The 19,684-nt window shown below is 69.0% G+C and carries 16 protein-coding genes and 1 pseudogene; 8 read left to right on the forward strand and 9 right to left on the reverse strand.

Translation table 11 applies throughout. From position 1 onward, the window contains the following. Positions 1-74 precede the first annotated feature (74 nt). The 3 genes from J2S22_RS23390 to J2S22_RS23400 all read right to left on the reverse strand — a co-directional run bounded on the left by J2S22_RS23390 (position 75) and on the right by J2S22_RS23400 (position 4,883). Positions 75-1,406, reverse strand: a complete 1,332-nt coding sequence (locus tag J2S22_RS23390) for a sigma-54-dependent transcriptional regulator (protein ID WP_272778081.1) — start codon at positions 1,404-1,406, stop codon at positions 75-77. Further along, a complete protein-coding gene (locus J2S22_RS23395) occupies positions 1,403-3,355 on the reverse strand; it encodes a sensor histidine kinase (RefSeq protein WP_272778082.1) in 1,953 nt (650 codons plus the stop codon). The genes J2S22_RS23390 and J2S22_RS23395 overlap by 4 nt, the downstream gene beginning before the upstream one ends. A gap of 163 nt (positions 3,356-3,518) precedes the next feature. After that, complete coding sequence (locus J2S22_RS23400) at positions 3,519-4,883, reverse strand: SLC13 family permease (RefSeq protein ID WP_272778083.1); 1,365 nt, start codon at positions 4,881-4,883, stop codon at positions 3,519-3,521. 1,205 nt (positions 4,884-6,088) lie between these two features. Here J2S22_RS23400 and J2S22_RS23405 point away from each other — a divergent pair. Together J2S22_RS23405 and J2S22_RS23410 are read left to right on the forward strand one after the other, a co-directional pair. Continuing rightward, positions 6,089-9,925: a vitamin B12-dependent ribonucleotide reductase gene (locus J2S22_RS23405; protein ID WP_272778084.1), complete on the forward strand. Its 3,837-nt coding sequence runs from the start codon at positions 6,089-6,091 to the stop codon at positions 9,923-9,925. Positions 9,926-10,444: 519 nt separating this feature from the next. Then, entirely contained in the window at positions 10,445-11,380 is a 936-nt protein-coding gene (locus J2S22_RS23410) for a toll/interleukin-1 receptor domain-containing protein (RefSeq protein ID WP_272778085.1), read from the forward strand. Between the two features lie 236 nt (positions 11,381-11,616). On the opposite strand, the gene J2S22_RS23415 is transcribed toward J2S22_RS23410, so the two are convergent. After that, positions 11,617-12,393 carry an NYN domain-containing protein gene (locus tag J2S22_RS23415; RefSeq protein WP_272778086.1) on the reverse strand — a complete coding sequence of 259 codons (777 nt, stop codon included), beginning with the start codon at positions 12,391-12,393 and terminating at the stop codon, positions 11,617-11,619. Positions 12,394-12,701: 308 nt separating this feature from the next. On the opposite strand from J2S22_RS23415, the gene J2S22_RS23420 reads away from it, so the two are divergent. Further along, complete coding sequence (locus J2S22_RS23420; protein ID WP_272778087.1) at positions 12,702-13,601, forward strand: hypothetical protein; 900 nt, start codon at positions 12,702-12,704, stop codon at positions 13,599-13,601. A 445-nt stretch (positions 13,602-14,046) separates the two neighbouring features. Here J2S22_RS23420 and J2S22_RS23425 read toward each other — a convergent pair whose 3' ends face one another. After that, positions 14,047-14,490, reverse strand: a complete 444-nt coding sequence (locus tag J2S22_RS23425; protein WP_272778088.1) for a winged helix-turn-helix transcriptional regulator — start codon at positions 14,488-14,490, stop codon at positions 14,047-14,049. 56 nt (positions 14,491-14,546) lie between these two features. Here J2S22_RS23425 and J2S22_RS23430 point away from each other — a divergent pair, with 56 nt between their 5' ends. Together J2S22_RS23430 and J2S22_RS23435 are read left to right on the forward strand one after the other, a co-directional pair. Continuing rightward, complete coding sequence (locus J2S22_RS23430) at positions 14,547-14,870, forward strand: nuclear transport factor 2 family protein (RefSeq protein WP_272778089.1); 324 nt, start codon at positions 14,547-14,549, stop codon at positions 14,868-14,870. A gap of 170 nt (positions 14,871-15,040) precedes the next feature. Continuing rightward, positions 15,041-15,223 (forward strand): annotated as a pseudogene (locus J2S22_RS23435) (DUF2442 domain-containing protein); the annotation flags it as partial. Here J2S22_RS23435 and J2S22_RS23440 read toward each other — a convergent pair. After that, on the reverse strand, positions 15,168-15,620 hold the full coding sequence (locus tag J2S22_RS23440) for an FKBP-type peptidyl-prolyl cis-trans isomerase (RefSeq protein ID WP_272778090.1): 453 nt from the start codon (positions 15,618-15,620) through the stop codon (positions 15,168-15,170). The pseudogene J2S22_RS23435 and the gene J2S22_RS23440 sit on opposite strands and share 56 nt — an antisense overlap. Positions 15,621-15,971: 351 nt before the next feature. On the opposite strand from J2S22_RS23440, the gene J2S22_RS23445 reads away from it, so the two are divergent. Together J2S22_RS23445 and J2S22_RS23450 are read left to right on the forward strand one after the other, a co-directional pair. Continuing rightward, positions 15,972-16,295, forward strand: a complete 324-nt coding sequence (locus tag J2S22_RS23445; RefSeq protein ID WP_272778091.1) for a hypothetical protein — start codon at positions 15,972-15,974, stop codon at positions 16,293-16,295. Positions 16,296-16,398: 103 nt separating this feature from the next. Beyond that, complete coding sequence (locus J2S22_RS23450) at positions 16,399-16,605, forward strand: KTSC domain-containing protein (protein WP_272778092.1); 207 nt, start codon at positions 16,399-16,401, stop codon at positions 16,603-16,605. Between the two features lie 42 nt (positions 16,606-16,647). On the opposite strand, the gene J2S22_RS23455 is transcribed toward J2S22_RS23450, so the two are convergent. Further along, entirely contained in the window at positions 16,648-17,145 is a 498-nt protein-coding gene (locus tag J2S22_RS23455) for a DUF2846 domain-containing protein (protein ID WP_272778093.1), read from the reverse strand. 320 nt (positions 17,146-17,465) lie between these two features. Between J2S22_RS23455 and J2S22_RS23460 the strand changes: the two genes are divergently transcribed. Beyond that, positions 17,466-17,984 (forward strand): DsrE family protein, encoded by a 519-nt coding sequence (locus tag J2S22_RS23460; RefSeq protein ID WP_272778094.1) that lies wholly within the window; start codon positions 17,466-17,468, stop codon positions 17,982-17,984. A gap of 67 nt (positions 17,985-18,051) precedes the next feature. On the opposite strand, the gene clpS is transcribed toward J2S22_RS23460, so the two are convergent. Together clpS and J2S22_RS23470 are read right to left on the reverse strand one after the other, a co-directional pair. Beyond that, complete coding sequence (gene clpS, locus J2S22_RS23465) at positions 18,052-18,369, reverse strand: ATP-dependent Clp protease adapter ClpS (RefSeq protein WP_272778095.1); 318 nt, start codon at positions 18,367-18,369, stop codon at positions 18,052-18,054. A 265-nt stretch (positions 18,370-18,634) separates the two neighbouring features. Further along, positions 18,635-19,621: a Bug family tripartite tricarboxylate transporter substrate binding protein gene (locus J2S22_RS23470; RefSeq protein WP_272778096.1), complete on the reverse strand. Its 987-nt coding sequence runs from the start codon at positions 19,619-19,621 to the stop codon at positions 18,635-18,637. Positions 19,622-19,684 lie beyond the last annotated feature (63 nt).

A 19,684-nucleotide genomic window follows, 5' to 3' on the forward strand; every position in this document is an offset into this window, starting at 1 on the left:
AAGCGACACCCGGCGCCGACAGTCGCCGGGCGGAGGGCGGCGCAAGCGGTTCGGATGCGGCCGCCCCCCTCCCCTCACTCCCCGCCGAGGCCGTGCTTGCGCATCTTGTCGTGCAGGGTGGTCTTGGGGATGCGCAGCGCGACGGCGGTCTGCGACAGGTTCATCCCGTGGCGGCGCAGCGCGTCGGCGATCATGGCGCGCTCGAACGCGTCGACCGCCTCCGGCAGCGACGGCGGCGCGGCGCCGGCAGTGGCGAAGGGCGGGAACGCCGTCTCGATCCCGAGGGCGAAGCGGTCGGCGACGTTGCGCAGCTCGCGCACGTTGCCGGGCCAGGGATGGGCGGTGAGCTGCTGCAGCTTGGCCGGGTGGATCGCCGGCGGCGGCCGGCCGTGGGTGACGCAGCTCGCCTGCAGGAAGTGCTCGAACAGCAGCCGCACGTCCTCGCGCCGCTCGCGCAGCGGCGGCAGCGTCAGGGTGACCACGTCGAGACGGTAGTAGAGGTCGGCGCGGAACCGGCCGGCCTCCGCCATCTGGACCAAATCCTCCTTGGTGGCGGCGACGATCCGGCAGTCGACCGGAATCGCGACGTTGGAGCCGAGCCGTTCGAGGCTGCGCTCCTGCAGCACCCGCAGCAGGCGGACCTGGACGCTGAGCGGCATGCTGTCGATCTCGTCGAGGAACAGCGTGCCGCCGTTGGCGTACTCGATCCGGCCGATGCGCCGCTTGCTGGCCCCGGTGAAGGCGCCGGCCTCGTGGCCGAACAGCTCGCTCTCGACCAGGCTCTCGGGCAGGCCGCCGCAGTTGACGGCGACGAAGCGGCCGCGCCGCCCGCTCGCCTCGTGCAGGCAGTGCGCCACCAGCTCCTTGCCGGTGCCGGTCTCGCCGTGGATCATCACCGGCGCCTGGGTGTCGGCGACCTCGGCGATCAGGCGGCGCAGCCGGTCGATGGCGGCCGAGTGGCCGATGATGCGCTCCTCCAGCCGGCTCTGGTTGCGCAGCTGATGGCGCAGCGCCCGCACCTCGAGCGTCAGCACGCGCTTCTCCAGCCCGCGCCGGACGACGTCGACCAGATACTCGGGCGCGAACGGCTTCTCGACGAAGTCGTAGGCCCCGGACTTCATCACCTGCACGGCGAGCGCCACGTCGCCGTGGCCGGTGATCAGCACCACGGGCAGGTCGGGATCGATCGCCTGGACCTCGGCCAGCAGCGACAGCCCGTCGCGGTCGGGCAGCCGGATGTCGCTGACGATCACGCCCGGCAGCCCGCCGCGCAGGAGCTTGAGCGCCTTGTCGACCGAGGTCGCCCCCAGGGTGGCGCAGCCGTCGAGCTGGAGGGCCTGCTCGCAGCCGAGCAGCATGTCCGGGTCGTCGTCGACCACCAGCACTTTCAGCTCGGCCCGGTTCATGATGCCCGTTCGGTCGCCAGAGGAATCGTCAGGCTGAAGACGGCGCCGCCCGCGGCCCGCCGGGCGGCGCCGAGCTCGCCGCCGAAGTCGCGGACGATGCCGGCCGAGATCGCCAGCCCGAGCCCCAGCCCGGTCCCCGGCGCCTTGGTGGTGTAGAACGGCTCGAAGGCGTGCTGCAGCCACTCGTCCGAGAAGCCCGGGCCGTTGTCGCGGATCTCCAGCCGGGCGAAGCCGGCCGGCCCCGCCGCGGCGACGAGCTCGAGGCGGCCGTCGTCGCGGCCGTCCATGGCGTCGAGGGCGTTGCCGATCAGGTTGACCAGCACCTGGTCCAGCCGGTTCGGGTCGCAGCGGACGACCAGCGCGGCGTCGATCTCCTCGCTCACCGCGACGCGGCCGTGGACGACCCGGTGGTGCAGCAGGAACAGCGCGTTGTCGAACGACTTCCGGACCCGGACGGCCCCCGCCTCGCCCGACGACTTCCGGGCGAAGCCCTTCAGCTCGCCGGTCAGCCGGCCCATGCGCTCGACCAGCGGGCGGATCCGCTCCAGGTTGCCGCTCGCCGTCTCGACGTCGCCGCGCTCCAGGAACCGGACGGCGTTGCCGGACAGCGCCGCGATCGCCGCCAGCGGCCGGTTCAGCTCGTGCACGATGCCGGTGGCGAACTGGCAGATCGCGGCGAGCTTGCCGGCCTGCACCATGGCGGTCTGGGCGTCGCGCAGCGCCCGCTCGGCGCGGCGGCGCTCCTCCACCTCCTGCACCAGGCGAGCATTGGCGGCGGTCAGCTCCGAGGTGCGGTCGGCGACCTTCCGCTCCAGCTCGGCATGCGCCCGCTGCAGCGCCGAGCGGGCGGCGACCAGCTCGCGCATGTGGCGCTGCCGCTGGACGAGCGCGGCCGACGCCCCGCCGAGCAGCAGGACGCCGAGGCCGGCCAGCACGGCGCGGGTGCGGGCGAGGTCGACGGCCTCGCGCAGATCCGAGAAGACGGTGAGGCGCCAGGGCGCCTCGGTCAGCATCCGGGCCTGGGCGAGGAACAGGCCGCTGATCGCGAAGACGCGGCCGCCCGCCCCGGCAGGACCGGACCCGGACTGGCCGGACCCGGACTGGCCGGGCAGGTCGACGATCCGGGCGGTGGCGTCGAGAGTCTTCACCACCGTCATGCCGATCGGCGCGAGAGCGCGGTCGTGGTACTGCCGGGCCTCGGCGATGTCGCGGCTCGCCGCCGGGTCGAGCGGCTGCAGCGTGCCGTACTTCCACGCCTCCACCGAGGACAGGCTGATCACGCCGTGCTCGTCGGTGAGGATCGCCGGCGACTCGGCCGCCGACCACGACTGCTCGAGCTGCTCGAGGTCGATCTTCACCACGCTGGTGCCGACCACGACGCCGTTCTCGTGCACGGCGGTGGCCAGATAGTAGCCGGGCCGGTTGCCGCTGGTGCCGATGCCGTAGAAGCGCTCCACCCGGTCGATCGCGGTATTGCGGTAATAGGGCCGGTAGGACAGGTCGAGCCCGACGAAGCTGTCCGGCTCGTTCCAGTTCGACGCGGCGACGACGCGGCCGGTGCGGTCGAGGACATAGACGACCGCGGTGCCGATCCGCCGGTTCAGGGTCTCGAGGTAGCGGTCGACCCGGCGGGCGAGCGCCGCGTCGGCCGGGCCGCGCAGGCGGGCGACGACGTCGGGGTGCAGCCCGACCACGTAGGGGAACCGGGCGTATTTCTCGATCTCGCGCTCGAGGCTGCCGGCGTAGAGATCGAGCCGGTGATCGGCGCTGCCGCGCAGCGCCCGGATCGATCCCTCGAGATCGCGCATGTACACGACGCCGGCGATCGCCACCGTGACCGCGGCGGCGAGGACCGCCACCCCCAGCCGGCGCGCCACGGTGCCCGGACGGGCGGCGCGCGGTGCGCTCCGTGACGCGGCTGCGCTCGGTGACGCGGCTGCTGTCCCCATCGCCATCTCGACCCCGGCGAACGACCCGACGGCCCGTGCCACCCGCGTCGTGCGGCAGTCCCGGCGCGGCGCGGGCGGCGGGAGTCTACGGAAACTCCGCCCCCGGCACCACGTTGGCACTACGTACGCGCTAAGCCGTCCGGGCGAGGTGCCGCGCCCTCCCTCACAGGCCGAGCAGGCCGAAGAACACGTAGCAGAGGAGCGCGCCCACCACCGACATCGAGAACCCCCAGAGGATCAGGTGGCGGAACAGCCGGCCCTTGTCCTCGTGGGCCGCGGCGCAGGCCAGGCAGACGGCGCCGAACAGCGACAGCGGCGAGGTGTCGACCATGTGGGAGCCGACATTGATCGAGGCGATCATCGACACCGGGTCGCCGCCGACGGTTTTGACCAGGCCGGGAACCAGCGGCAGGAACATCGGCATGACGACGCCCGACGAGCTCGAATAGGCCGACAGGACGCCGGTGACCAGGCCGAGCACCCCGGTGACCGTGACCGGGCCGGAGACCGTGGCGATGAGGTCGACGAGGGCGCCGAGACCGCCCGCCTTGTCCATCACCTCGATCAGGATGCCCATGCCGCCGACCATGATGATCACCGACCACGGCATCGACCGCACCACCTCCTTGCTGTCGCCGGCGTTGAGGATCAGCAGCACGGTCGCCAGCATGAAGGCGAGCGCCCCGACGTTCGGCGCCTTGCCGTTGCCGAGCACGTTCATCACGGTCGGCGTGAAGATCGGCCTGGTCACCGACAGGCCGGGCAGGATGACGAGCAGGACCAGCGTCCCGACGGCGGCGAGCGTCATCCACTGATGGGTGGTGAACGGCTCGGGCTTGGGCGCGACCTCGTCGATGCTCAGCATCGAGTGCTTCTGCTCGAGCATCCAGGCGAGACCGCCGAGCACGAAGAAGCCGCCCATGTTGCCGATCATCTGGGCGAGCTCGCAGTCGAGATAGACGCGCCACGCCATCAGGTCGATGTCGCCGAGCGGCTTGCCGAGCGCCGCCAGCTCGGGCGCCATCCGGGTCATGAAGAACTGCGAGATGATGCCGGTCGGGGCGATCGGCGAGAACGCCGCGCCGTTGGCCGCGCCGACCACCAGCAGCGTCATCAGGAACGCCGACAGGCCGATCCGCCCGGCGATCGCCATGGCGACCGGCGCCATCAGCGTGACGGTGGCGATGTTGCCGGGGCCGATCGTGGTGATCAAGGCGATCAGCGCGAAGACGATGAGCGGGATCATCGCCGTGTTGCCGCCGGCGAGCCGGATGGCGTTGGCCGTCACCTTGTCCATGGTCCCGTTGGTGGTCGCGATGCCGAACAGGAAGGTGACGCCGGCCAGGATCATGAACAGGTCGACCGGCCACGACTGCATGACCTTGGCGGCCGGGATGTCGGCGAACACGGCGCCGATCAGGATGGCGAAGGCGATCGCCACGATCCCGACATTGAGATCCTCGTTGTACATCGAGATGCCGACCACGATGACGATGCCGAGGAGCGAGACGAAGGCCGGAACGGACATTCCGAGTATCAAGTGACCCTCCTGCGATTGGGGACGTCGTCGCGCCGCGCCCGGGACGCTCGACCCGGGGCGGCCGGGCCGGCGGCGGCGCGGCGCCCCCCGGAGACGTTCCGGGCGCGGCAGGGCTCGACAGGCGTGCAAGCAGCGGAAGCAGCGGAAGCGGCGAACGTGATCGAAGCGGAGCAAAGCCGCCGGGCGGGTGAGCGCGATCGCGTCACCCCTGCGTCGGAAAAGGTCGCCGAATGGCGATGCATCGTCCGCCCCGCGCCGTCGGGTAGTCCTCGCAGCGGAAGAGACAGCCTCGCGGGGGCTCGGGTTGGCCCTTCGACCGGGACGTCTCCTCGCACGCGGCGTGCCGGTTTCGGCCGGACCGGAAGGCCTGGAACGACGGGCGATTTTCGCCCCGGCACAACCGCGCCGTTCGGGATCCCGAACCGGCGGCCGGTGCGCCGTTCGGAAAGCCGAACGGCTCGACCCGCGCCACGACCCCAGGGCGGCGCGGCCGTGCAGCCGCGCCGCGTGCGGCCGGCCGGACGACCCGATCCGGTCCCCGCAGCCCGGGCGACTCAGGGCGCAGCGCACCCCCGGCCCCTCGCCCCCTCCCCCGACACCGGCGCGGTCGGAAAACCTACCTAAGTACCTTTCGGCACGAGCGAAGACCGGTGCATTTCACAGCCGATTTGGTGGCCCTGTGACGCCCGTGTGACACCGGCGCCCGGTGCGACGCTACCGAGACACATCCGGGTCCGTCCGAGGCTTTACAGAATCCTCGACGGATTCCAGAGGGTTGCCGAGCCGTTAAAAATATCCCCGCAATTCTTCCCCTCGCCCACCACATTTAGGGGATGATTCAGACTCTCACGCTATTGCTTGACTGCCTCGGCGGAGTCGGCCTAGCTTTCGGCCCCTGCGGCGCGGCTGGTACCACGTCCTCGCCGGACGGATCCCTGAGGCTTGCGACAGACCTCCACCGGGGCCAACTGGCCCTTGTGGACACCCTCTGTCGTGCCCGTGCCTCACCCGAGAAGGGAGCCGCCCGGCCCGGCGTGACACACGAGACCGGGACCGCGCGCGGATCACCGGCGAGTAGCAGGCGTTCAGTCGGAGCACGGAGCCGATGAGTGGGTCGCGGGCCGTTCGGCTCGCGGCGGGGGACAGGTCGGCGGCGTCGCGAGGACGCGGCCGAGAAGGCAAGAGGCGAGACGATGCGGATCGAGCGGCGCTACACCAAGGACGGACAGTCACCCTACGCGGACATTCCGTTCCGCCTGACGACGAGCGAGATCCGCAATCCGGACGGCTCGGTGGTGTTCCGCGCCGACGCCGTCGAGGTCCCGGCGGCGTGGTCGCAGGTCGCCTCCGACGTGCTGGCCCAGAAGTACTTCCGCAAGGCCGGCGTCGCCGTGCATCTGAAGAAGGTCGAGGAGGAGACGGTCCCGTCCTGGCTGTGGCGCTCGGCGCCCGACGAGGCGGCGCTGGCCGCCCTGCCCGAGAAGGAGCGCTTCGTCGGCGAGCACTCGGCCCGCCAGGTGTTCGACCGGCTCGCCGGCACCTGGACCTACTGGGGCTGGAAGGGCGGCTATTTCGACGCCGAGTCCGACGCCCAGGCCTTCTTCGACGAGCTGCGCTACATGCTCGCCATGCAGATGGTGGCGCCGAACTCGCCGCAGTGGTTCAACACCGGCCTGCACTGGGCCTACGGCATCGACGGCCCGAGCCAGGGCCACCACTACGTCGACTTCAAGACCGGCAAGCTGCACCGCTCCAAGTCGGCCTACGAGCACCCGCAGCCGCACGCCTGCTTCATCCAGTCGATCCAGGACGACCTCGTCAACGAGGGCGGCATCATGGATCTGTGGGTGCGCGAGGCGCGGCTGTTCAAGTACGGCTCCGGCACCGGCACCAACTTCTCCCGCCTGCGCGGCGCCGGTGAAAGACTCTCCGGCGGCGGCAAGTCGTCGGGCCTGATGTCGTTCCTCAAGATCGGCGACCGCGCCGCCGGCGCCATCAAGTCGGGCGGCACCACGCGCCGCGCCGCCAAGATGGTGATCGTCGACGTCGACCATCCCGACATCGAGACCTACATCGACTGGAAGGTGCTGGAGGAGCAGAAGGTGGCCAGCATGGTCACCGGCTCGCGCATCGCCCAGCGGCACCTGCGCGCCGTGATGAAGGCCTGCGTCAACTGCCAGGGCTCCGGCGACGACTGCTTCACGCCCGAGAAGAACCCGGTGCTCAAGCGCGAGATCAAGGCGGCGCGCCGCAATCACGTGCCCGACAACGTGATCAAGCGGGTGATCCAGCTGGCGCGCCAGGGCTACAAGGACATCGAGTTCCCGATCTACGACACCGACTGGGACAGCGAGGCCTATCTCACCGTCTCGGGCCAGAACTCCAACAACACCGTGCGGGTGACCGACGAGTTCCTCAAGGCGGTCGAATCCGACCGCGAGTGGGACCTCACCTGGCGCACCAAGCCCGGCAAGGTCGCCCGGACCGTCAAGGCCGCCGACCTGTGGGAGAAGATCGCGGCCGCCGCCTGGGCCTCGGCCGATCCCGGCCTGCAGTTCCACACCACCATCAACGACTGGCACACCTGCCCGGCCTCCGGGCCGATCCGCGCCTCCAATCCGTGCTCCGAGTACATGTTCCTCGACGACACGGCGTGCAATCTCGCCTCGATGAACCTGATGGCGTTCCGCCAGAAGGGCGAGGCCGGCGCCGGCACCACCGCCGCGTTCGGCTTCGACGTCGAGGGCTACGAGCACGTCGTGCGGCTGTGGACCATCGTGCTCGAGATCTCGGTGCTGATGGCCCAGTTCCCGTCCAAGGAGATCGCCCAGCTCTCCTACGAGTACCGCACCCTCGGCCTCGGCTACGCCAATCTCGGCGGCCTCCTGATGTCGTCCGGCATCCCCTACGACTCGGATGCCGGCCGCGCCCTGTGCGGCGCCCTCTCGGCGATCATGACCGGCGTCTCCTACGCCACCTCGGCCGAGATGGCGGCGATCCTCGGCGCCTTCCCGGGCTACAAGAAGAACCGCGAGCACATGCTGCGCGTGGTGCGCAACCATCGCCGCGCCGCGCACGGCGAGAAGCACGCCTACGAGAAGCTGCAGACGCTGCCGATGCGGCTCGACCACGCGAGCTGCCCGGACAAGCGGCTGGTCGACCACGCCATGCGGGCCTGGGACAAGGCGCTGTCGCTCGGCACCGAGCACGGCTTCCGCAACGCCCAGGCGACCGTGATCGCGCCGACCGGCACGATCGGCCTCGTCATGGACTGCGACACCACCGGCATCGAGCCCGACTTCGCGCTGGTGAAGTTCAAGAAGCTCGCCGGCGGCGGCTACTTCAAGATCATCAACCGCGCCGTGCCCGAGGCCCTGCGGGCGCTCGGCTACGGCGAGGCGCAGATCGCCGACATCGAGGCCTACGCGGTCGGCCGCGGCACGCTGGCCGACGCACCCGGCATCAACCACGCCAACCTGAAGGCCAAGGGCTTCACGCCCGACATCCTGGAGAAGATCGAGAAGGCGCTGCCGACCGCCTTCGACATCAAGTTCGCCTTCAACAAGTGGACGCTGGGCGAGGCCTTCTGCACCGAGACGCTCGGCCTGCCGGCCGAGGACCTCGCCAAGCCGAGCTTCGACATGCTGGCCGCGCTCGGCTTCACCCGCCGCGAGATCGACGCCGCCAACGTGTTCGTCTGCGGCGCCATGACGGTCGAGGGCGCGCCGCATCTCGATCCCCGGCACTATCCGGTGTTCGACTGCGCCAATGCGTGCGGCCGCAACGGCAAGCGCTTCCTCTCGGTGGAGAGCCACATCCGCATGATGGCGGCGGCCCAGCCGTTCGTCTCGGGCGCCATCTCCAAGACCATCAACATGCCGAACGAGGCGACGGTCGAGGACTGCAAGGCGGCCTACATGCTGTCGTGGAAGCTCGGCCTCAAGGCGAACGCGCTCTACCGCGACGGCTCCAAGCTGTCGCAGCCGCTCTCCGCCCAGCTGGTCGCCGACGAGGAGGACGACGAGGATCACGACATCGACGCCTTCATCGAGAAGCCGATGGCGGCCCGCGCCGCGGCGCTCTCCGAGAAGATCGTCGAGAAGGTGGTCGAGCGCATCGTGGTGATGCGCGAGCGCGAGAAGATGCCGGACCGGCGCAAGGGCTACACCCAGAAGGCCGTGGTCGGCGGCCACAAGGTCTATCTGCGCACCGGCGAGTACGACGACGGCCGGCTCGGCGAGATCTTCATCGACATGCACAAGGAGGGCGCCGCGCTGCGCTCCCTCCTCAACAACTTCGCCATCGCGGTGTCGCTCGGCCTGCAATACGGCGTGCCGCTGGAGGAGTACGTGGACGCCTTCACGTTCACGCGCTTCGAGCCGTCCGGCCCGGTGCAGGGCAACGACTCGATCAAGTACGCGACCTCGATCCTCGACTACGTGTTCCGCGAGCTCGCGGTCTCCTACATGTCGCGCTTCGACCTCGCCCATGTCGACCCGTCGACCACGGGCGGCTTCGACGCGCTCGGCAAGGGCGTCGCCGAGGGCAAGATGGAGGGCACCCCGGCGTCGCGCTTCGTCTCCAAGGGCCTGACCCGCTCGCGCACCGACAAGCTCGTCGTCATGCCGGGCGGCCACGGCGCGTCCCCGGCCCCGGCCGGCGGCAGCCACACCGACAGCCGCGCCGCCGCGGCCCCGCCGACCGCGCAAGGCGGCGCCCACGCGACCGCGGGCCACGCCCCCTCCAACGTCGCGCCCTTCGCGCGCGGCGCCGGCGGCACCGCGGCGGCCCTCAAGGCCGAGCCGGCGCTGCGCCACGCCCTCGACGAGCTGCCCTGGACCGAGCCCGCCCCGGCCGCCAAGGCCGACGCCCGCGCCGACGCCAAGGCCCAAGCCGCCGAGAAGCGCGCCGAAGCCAAGGCCAAAGGCTACGAAGGCGACCCCTGCGGCGAGTGCGGGAATTTTACTTTGGTCCGCAACGGGACGTGCATGAAGTGCGACACGTGCGGGTCCACGACGGGGTGCTCGTGAGAGCGGACGGAGACACGGCGATATATTGAGCTGAATCGCAAACGACGATTGAGCGGCTGGAACCCCGGCCGTTCAATCATTAAGAGAACAAAGAGGGTCCATATTCGCCTCACACACACTGCTAGAGGCAAAAGAAAACCGAGGTCGACGGATCGACCTCGGTTACCGCGATCAGCCGAAGGCCTACGCGGGGCGAAGAGGCGAACCTCTCCTGTCTTGGCAAATTCAGGATACTGAGATTCCCACCTCCGAGTCGATGGGCCTTTTTGCATCATGATCGGAGAAGTCTGCATGGCAACAATGAAGGAGTACCGCTGTCGGAACTGTGGCCATCAATTCGCGTGCGAAGTGCTGTCGTTTGATGAAGTGCGCGAAGCACAACGGCAGGGCCGTGATTTGTCCAATATTCATTGCCCAAGGTGTAACCGGACTGACCTCGACCCTGTCCGGTAACGTCAAAGGACCAGTTCAACCGCGCCGTGGCGTCTGACGACGCCACGGCTTTGAAGGGAATGTCGCTTGTCTACGCTTTTCTTTTCCTATTCACACAGGGACGAGGACCTGCGCGACCGCCTTGAGACGCACTTGGCGATGCTAAAGCACGAAGGGTTGATAGAGGCATGGCATGATCGCCGCATCTTGGCGGGTGATGAGTTCGACAATTCCATCAGCACGAACCTCGATGCAGCAAACATCATACTACTGCTGGTGTCGCCGGATTTCCTGGCATCGCGGTATTGTTTTGAAATCGAGGTCGCCAGGGCCATGGAGCGGCATGTCTCAGGCGACGCTCGCGTGATCCCTGTAATATTGAGACACTGCGACTGGCACCATGCTCCCTTCGGAACGCTGCTTGCCGCCCCAAAGGATGGAAAGCCTATAAAATCGTGGCCCGATCTGGATGAAGCCTTCCTAGACGTTGTCAAACAGGTAAGAGCCGCTCTCCCTCAACAGCAATCTGTCCACCGGATCGCCTCCCTCGGAATGCCTGCTCGTTCTGGAAGCGGCCCGCGTTCAAGCAATTTGCGACTGAAAAGGAGCTTTACGGATGCTGATCGTGACGAATTTCTGCATCAAGCATTCGAGTACATGGCATCGTTCTTTGATAACTCGCTCAGCGAGTTAGAGGCACGGAACCCCTCAATTAAAACAACCTACAGAAGAGTCGACGCAAATCGTTTCACCGCAGCAATCTATCAGAATGGCAACTCGGTCGCGCGATGCAGGATATTATTAGGCGGAATGTTCGGCGGAGGCATATCGTTCTCGCATAATGATCGAGCGGGCGAAGGTAGCAGCAACGAGGACCTCACCGTCCAGTCGACAGATCAAAGTCTTTACCTGAAAGCTATTGGACTGACCACAATTGGAAGGTATGAAAACAAACAATTGTCAATCGAAGGTGCAGCCGAGTTTTACTGGTCTCTATTGATTGGGCCTTTGCAGCAAGCGTAACCATGTTTCCTCGTAGAAGCGCAGCCCGCCCCTTCGTACCCTGGACTGAGCAAGCGTAGCCCGGCTTCCTCGTAGCAAGCGTAGCCCGGGCTCTTCGTAGCCTGGATTGAGCGAAGCGAAATCCGGGGCTTACTTGCTCCGGCGTCGGCCGCACCTTTTGCCCATCCCGACGGAGCACCCGCGACATCCGGGGCTGTCTTGCTCCAGCGACCGCCGCACCCCGGGCGTCGCTGCGCTCATCCAGGGCTACGAGTTTGCGGCTTCTTCCGATCGGGCGTTCGGGCCGGCGTCTTTCGAACCCGCAGCGGGTGGGTCTTCGACATCTCGATGCCGAACGGCGCCGCCGCCCGAACCAGATCGCTCAGCTTGCGGAACCCGAAGGTGCGGGGGTCGAAGTCCGGCGTCGCCTCGCCGAGCCGGTCGCCGAGGGCGCTCAGCGGCACCCAGCCGTCCCTCGTCTCCATCCCGCCCACCACCGCCTCGATGATCGCCGCCACCATGAGCGCCGCTTCGTCCGGCAACGGCGGGCTCGCGGAACGCGGCGGCGCGGCCGGCCAACCGGCCGGCGGCGCCGGAACGAGGCTGTCCGTGCAGACGAACCGGCGGCACGCCCGGCGGAAGCTGTCCGGCGTCTTTTGCTCGCCGAAGCCGAAGACGTCGACGCCCTGCTCGCGGATGCGGGCGGCGAGGCGGGTGAAGTCGCTGTCCGACGACACCAGGCAGAACCCGTCGAAGCGCCCGCTGTGCAGAAAATCCATCGCGTCGATCACCATGCTGATGTCGGCGGCGTTCTTGCCGGGCGTGTAGGCGAACTGCTGCTGGGGGACGATGGCGTGCCTCGACAGCACCTCGGCCCAGCCCTTCGAGCGGCCGTTGGAGAAGTCGCCGTAGATCCGGCGGACGCTGGCGTCTCCGATCCTGGCGATCTCGGCGAACAGCCCGTCGGCGATCCTGGGCGACGCGTTGTCGGCGTCGATCAGGACGGCGAGCCGGGACCGCTTTTCCACGTGCATGATCGACACAGAGCCCTCCGCCCGGACTTGTCGTGCCGGCCCGGAGACAGAGCAACCGAGACGCGATCTCAGGCTTATAATCCCGCCATCGTTTAGGCTCCCTTAGCGGCCGGCGCCGGGCCTCTCCTCGCACGGACCGGGCGCCCGCGACGTCGAGCAAGCGTCGCCCGGTTCCTTGTCGAGTGGGTCTGGCGCGCAGCGCCGTAACCCACCAATCAAGCTCGAAACATCCGCCGAATGGTGGGTTACGCGCCGTCGGCGCTGACCCACCCTACGACGTACTGGTCAAATAAGGACGATAGGCACCCATGTCGTTATGGTCGAGATTGTTTGGCCGCTTCTACGCCGCTCATCAGGCCAACGCTGCGCAGGATCCACTGAGCGAAGGCTTGCACAGATGGAACGAGGCGACACGTGCGCTCCTCGGAAATGAATCCAATCGGCAGTTTGTGCGCGACGCATTGGATCGACTCGAGCACGCAGGGTTGCGGGTCTCCTCGACTCTGAATCGAGAAATCATCGCTGTTCGGATTCTCCGCGACTTCGCGAATTTCTTTGAGGGCGACGATCTGGCGGTCGCTTTTGCGAATAAGCAAGAGGCGTTGGCGAAGAACAGCTTCGATCTCCTCGTGTTTCTACACCTGGCGGGCGAAACCGATGCATTTTATGCCTTCGATGATTTCGACGCCCTCAAAGCTGACTTGCCAAGTTTCAGGGCCTTGGATGACGACGCAATCGAAACAATCCTGGACGATCATTCCTGTCCGATCTTCGAGAACGCAGACATAATCACGATAGTCAACGAACACGATCCGGGAACGTTTCTCGAGGAAAAGATCCGCCAACTCGAGTCCCTGGCATGTAGTGACTTTGTGATCCAGTCGGTCGTCGAAACGACGACAGCGAATCGGCTCCTCGGCGAGGTTACGCTCGACGACGGAAGCTCCGAAACCTTCGAAATCGAACACTCCAAGCGAGCAGATTTGACACCCCTGTTCAACGCCATGAACGATCTCGTGGCGCATCTCGGCAAAGGCGCATTCACGGTGGTCCTGACTGGTACCAGCGAAGATCTGATTGCGGTCTATCTGCGTCCCGCCGAGCAATTCCAGTTCGACCAATGGGCCAAACAGCAATCTTATAGCGACGGAAGCTCGCCATTCTTCCGTTTGGACTCACGGAGCAAGCGTAGCCTGGGCTCTTCTTAGCCTGGAGTGAGCGAAGCGAAGTCCGGGGCTGTCTTGCTCCGGCGGCAGTCGCACCCCAGGCTTCGCTGCCCTCACCCCGGGCTACGAGCTTGCGAACCGTTCCGTAGGGTGGGCAAAGGCGCGGCACGCGCCGTGCCCACGCGGACCGACCTCGCCACAGGCCGACGGCGTCGGCACGCTTCGCTTTGCCCGCCCGACGAAGCCGGTAGCGCGCGTCGGCCGCGCCTTTCGCTCACCCAGACGGAGCGCCCGCGACATCCGGGGCTTTCTTGCTCCGGCGACCGCCGCACCCGGGTGTCGCTAGCGCTCCCCCCGGGCTGCGAGGTTGCGAGACGCACCGTCGGCTGGGCCAAGGCGCGGGACGCGCCGGGCCCGCGCGGACCGACCTCCCCACCTGCCGACGGCGTGGGCACGCTTCGCTTTGCCCGCCCAACCAAGCTGCGCGTCACGGCGGCTCCGCATCGGCTACGGCGCTCGTCCGGACGGGCGAAGCTCCGACGGATTCCGCGGCGGCCGCCGTCGGGTTGTCGCGAAGCGCCGCCCAGGTCAAGAGCGCGTCGAGGGCGGGGCACAGGGCCTGGCCCCAGGCGGTGAGGCCGTACTCGACCTTCGGCGGCACCTGCTGGTGGACGGTGCGGCGCACGATGCCGTCGCGCTCCATCTGGCGGAGCTGCTGGGCCAGCATCTTCTGCGACACGGCCGGGATCGCCCGCTCCAGGTCGGAGAAGCGCAGCACCCGCCCGCCGAACAGGTGGAACAGGATGACGAGCTTCCAGCGGCCATCGAGCAGCTTCAGCGCCTGCTCGACGCCGGCGGCCGCGCTCTCGCGGGTGTGCCGGGCGTGGCCCTCACCGGCGGGTGCACTTACCTTTTCGTGCGTTCTTGTCATTCGGTGAGGATGGGACGATCTCGGGGACGGACGCAACACAGCATCGGGATCGTCGCATGCCCCTCCAACTGCCCCCGCCCGTCGCCGCCTATTTCGCCGCCGGCCGCAGCGGCGCCGATATCGGCCCCTGCTTCGGCGAGACCGCCGTCGTGGTGGACGAGCGCGCCACCCATGCGGGCCGCGACGCCATCCGCCACTGGCATGCCGCGGCGACGACCAAATACCGTTACGTCGCCGAGCCGCTCGCGGTCGCCGAGGCGGACGGCCGCACCGTGGTGACGGCGCGGGTGACGGGCGACTTTCCCGGCAGCCCGATCGACCTGCGCTACGCCTTCGTGCTCGACGGCGACGCCATCACCCGGCTGGAGATCGCGCCCTGAGCCTGCCGTCGGCCTCGCCGGCGCCTCGCCCGACCGTCGCAGCGAGCAAGCGGGGCCCGGCTTCCTCGTAGCCTGGATCGCGCGACGCGAATCCGGGGCCTTCTTGCTCCGGCGGCCGCGCCGCACCCCCGGGGCTTCGCTGCGCTCACTCGGGCGACGCGACGACGGCGCTCGCCTGGTTTCCGCGGCTGCTCCGCGCCTCGCCCGAGGACCGGGCGCGGGGCGAGCTGAGCCGCACCGGAGTCCACTGGGAGCAGCTCGACGAGGACATCTCGGTCGCCGGGCGGGCGTATCGCCCTACTTCACGCCGAGCAGCTCGACGTCGAAGATCAGCGTCGCGTTGGGCGGGATGACGCCGCCGGCGCCGCGGGCGCCGTAGCCGAGCTCGGGCGGGATGACGAGCGTGCGCTTGCCGCCGACCTTCATGGTGGCGACGCCCTCGTCCCAGCCCTTGATCACCCGGCCCATGCCGATCGGGAACTCGAAGGGCTGGCCGCGGTCGACCGAGGAGTCGAATTTCTTGCCCTTGGCGCCGTTCTCGGAGAGCCAGCCGGTGTAGTGCATGACGCAGGTCTGGCCGCGGGTCGGGCTGGCGCCGGTGCCTTCGGTGATGTCCGTGATGGTGAGGCCCGATGGGGTGGTCATGGATTTCCCGGTCTGTGCGTGGGCGGAGCCGAAGCCGGCCGTGGCGGCCGACGCGGCGACGAAGCCGAGGGCCGACAGGGCCTGCCGGCGGTTCGAAAGGATCATGCCTTCTCCTCGCGGAGCGGCCGGCGCGAAACGGCGGGCCGCGACGATGCCGGCCGCCGGCGCACCCGCGCCCGGCCGGCGGCGCGACCCTAGCCCGAACGCGGCGGCGAGGCACCCCGGAAGTTTGCCGGCGCGGCCGTCGTTCGCCGCCGCCGAATCTCCGGAAACCCGGTCCGGCCGCGGTGCGTTGTCGACCGTACGCGCCGGATGACAACCGGCCGCAACAGGGACGACGGACGCAGCCATTTTGCCGGTTTCTCGCTGCGACACCAGCGCATCGGTACGCGCCGACGTCTGACCTGTTTCCGGCGCGTACGACCCCTTCTGCCGCCGCCTCGACAGGGAGCTCTGGTGACGCGCACGCCTGTCCTCGTCCCGAAGGGCCGCATGGCCGGCCTGATCGGGGCGGCCCTTCTCGCGGTCGCCCCGCTCGGCCCGGGCCCCGCCGGCGCCCAGGGCGTCGACCAGCGCATGATCACCGGCTCCCAGGCCGCCCCGGCGCCGCCGCCGGCCGGGCCGGGCCGCGCGACGCCGGTGCCGACCGGCCCGCGCGCCGGCTACCCGACCCCCCAGGAGCAGGCCGAGCGGCTGGACCTGAACCGCCGCTGGCGGGGACACGCCCAGCCGATCCGGCCGCACCGCCCCGGCCGCCCGACGGTGCGCCGCGGTCGCTGACGACGCGCCGCGCTCCACGATCTCGTGTGCTGGTGTGCTCTCGTGCGCGGCCGGCGCCCGGGCCGATGCTGCAGCGAACCCCGCCCGCCGCCAGGGAGCCGCCGTGCCCGACGTCGACTCGTCCGCGATCCGCTCCGCCCGCTACGACGCGGCCGAGCACGTCCTGGAGATCACCTTCGTGACCGGACGCGTCTACGTCTATGGCGGCGTGCCGGAGACGATCTACGACGCCTTCCTGAAGGCGGAGTCCAAGGGCCGCTTCTTCAACGAGCGGATCCGCGACGCGTTCGCGACGGCGCGCAAGCGCTGACCTTCGGTCGCGGCCCGTCGGCGGACCGGCGGCGAGCCGCCGTCACGGCTTGTCCTTCTCCTTCACCTGCGCCAGAAGCGCGGCGCCGGTCGCCTCGTCGACGGGCGTCAGGGTGTAGGGGCCGGAGTTCTCCGACACCGCGGCATCGATGATCTGGCCGGCCAGACCGGCGATGATGCCGATCGCCAGATGGTCGCCGCGCGGGCCGATCTTCAGGTAGTAGACGCCGCCCGGCTTGGTCGTCACCGTGGCGGCGTAGCGGCCGGGATTGAGCGGCGTCTCGAGCACGACCTGGTGCGGTCCCGGCGGCCGGTCGACGAAGAACGAGGAGCCGTTGCCGAGACGGCCGACCTCCTGGCCGTCGACCAGCACGTTCGGCGCGCCGCCCGAATAGAGGAAGCTCGATTCGCGGACGAAGTACAGCCGCGACTGGCGCGTATCGAGCGCCTTGGTCTGCGGCTCCAGCGCCCCGGTCGTCGCGCAGGCTGCGAGCAGAACCAGCGCGCAGAGGCTGCACGCCGCGACCACGATCCGAACCATGCCACCCCACCCGGCTACCTGAGACCTAGGGGGCTAGCCTGTAAGTGTGAAAGCGGCGCGACGCAATCGGGGCTGCTGCGGAGCCGGTCCTCGCGGGGTGCCACGCGGGCGGGGCTCGCGGGCGAGAGCCGAGCCGGCCGCCGGCGATCGTTCGGGCGGCACGCGCGGCTCCCCAAAGACCATGCCGATGCGCGTTGCGGTCATCATCACGACGTTGCGCCTTTGCGGACGCGACCCGTCCTGTACACTTCGGCAGCGGGCCCGCTCCAAGATCACGACGGCCGACCGACAAGGCCCGCACGGCCGCGAGGGAGGACATCATGACGGCCAGCCGTCGCAACTTCATGGGCCGGCTCGCGCTCGGCGCCGCCGCATCGGTCGCCGCCGCCGCGCCGGCCCGCGCCGCACCGACCGCGCTCGACTTCGCCGCGCTGAGCAAGGACACCGACGTCGCCTGCGTCTACCACTGCGACTTCGGCGACCAGGCCCGCTTCGGCCAGATGCTGAACAACATCGCCAACCATCTGTCGGTCTACGACTTCGACCCGATGCGGCTGAAGATCGTGGTGGTGGCGCACGGCCCGGGGCTGAAGTTCTTCCTCGGCGAGCTCGCCGGCACGCCATGGGCGAGCCAGACCGTCGATCCGGAGCTCTATGCCCGCTTCACCGGCCTGTCGAAATACGGGGTCGAGGCCTATCTGTGCCGGATCACCTTCGAGCGCCTGAAGATCGATCCGGCCAAGGCGCGCGGCGACGGCTTTCTCAAGCTCGTGCCGTCCGGAGTCGCCACCGTGGCCGAGCTGCAGAGCAAGGGCTACAGCTATCTCAAGGTCGCCTGAACCGAGAGGTCCCGCGCCGAAGGCTCTCCTCGCGCCGCGTCCGGCCGGCGCGGGGCGCCGCCCGGCCCTACTCCTCGGGCTCGGTGGTGAAGAACAGCGGGTAGCCCTCGGCGCGGCCGAGCTCGGTCGCCGCGGTCGCCTTGGTCTCGGCGACGTCGCGGGCGAACACCGCGACCACGCAGGCGTCCTTGCGGTGTGCCGTCATCATCACGGCATAGGCTTGGCTCTCGCTCATCCGGAACACCGCCTTCAGCACCCCGACGACGAACTCGCGCGGCGTGTAGTCGTCGTTGAGCAGGATGACCTTGTGGAGCGGCGGGCGCTGGGTCTTCGGCCGCGTGGCCGAGCCGGGCTTCACCAGCGGCCTCAGCGGAGGCTGGCTCATGCGATTCTCCTGCACGCGGAACCGGGAAACGCCTCGCATCCGCGGCACCTCGCGGCGCGGACCGGCGGTCCGTGAGCATAGCCGCGGCGGACGAGTCCCGCCGGACTGCCGCGATCACGATCGCGTGAAGAGGCCGCGTGAAGGGACGCGCCGGCCGCGGCGCGCCGCGGCGGCGGCGCCGGTCTCCGGGCAGCAACAAAAAGGCGCGGACGTCGCCGTCCGCGCCAAAGGTGTCCGGGCGGGCGGCCGGGGGCCGCCACCGGCGTCACTCCGGCTTGATGCCGGCCTTCTGAATCACGGTGCCCCAGCGCGTCGTCTCCTTCTTGACGTGGTCGGCGAGCTGCTCGGGGGTGCCGAGGGAGAACTGCAGGCCCTGCTCCTCGAGGTTCTTGCGCACGGTCGAGTCGAAGGCCTTGCGAGTCTCGGCGTTGAGCCAGGCGACGATCGGCTTCGGCGTGCCGGCCGGCGCGAACAGACCCCACCAGGCGCCGCCCTGCACCTCCGGGACGCCGGCCTCGGTGGTGGTCGGCACGTCCGGCAGCGCCGCGACGCGCTGCGCCGAGGTGACCACCAGGGCCCGCACCCGGCCGGCCTTCACGTGCTCGCGGGCGAGCGGCACGATGTCGAACATCATGTCGACCTGGCCGGCGATCACGTCCTTGAGGGCCGGCGCGCCGCCGCGATACGGCACGTGGGTGATGTCGATGCCGGTCGCCTGCTTCAGCATCTCGCCGCCCAGATGGCCGGTGGTGCCCTTGCCCTGCGACGCGTAGGTGAGCTTGCCGGGGTTGGCCTTGGCGTAGGCGATCAGCTCGGCCAGCGTCTTGGCCGGGACGTTCGGGTTGACGATCAGCACGTTGGGCGCGATCGCCACATAGGTGATCGGAACGAAGTCCTTCTCCGGATCGTAGGTCATCTTGGCCGTGATCAGGTGAAGGATCGACTGGGTCGAGTGATAGCCGAGGAAGATCGTGTAGCCGTCGGGCTGCGACTTCGCCACCATGTCGGCGGCGATCAGGCCGGCCGCGCCGGTCTTGTTCTCGACGATCACGGTCGCCTTGGTGTTCTCCTGAATCTTCTGGGCGATGACGCGCCCGAGGAGGTCGGCCATGCCGCCGGGCGGCGTCGGCACGACGAGCTTGATCACCTGCTTGGGATAGTCCTGTGCGTCGGCGGCGCGCGGCGCGGCGACGAGCAGCGCGCCGGCCGCCAGGGCGAGCGCGACGCGGAGGGCACGGAAGCGGGTCTTCATGGGTTCGATCCTTGTCGAAAGCTGCGGGCCGGAGGCGGCCCGTCGGGCACGACGGTGCGGCGG

Source organism: Rhodoplanes tepidamans (assembly GCF_030813915.1).
Classification (GTDB): Bacteria; Pseudomonadota; Alphaproteobacteria; order Rhizobiales; family Xanthobacteraceae; genus Rhodoplanes; species Rhodoplanes tepidamans.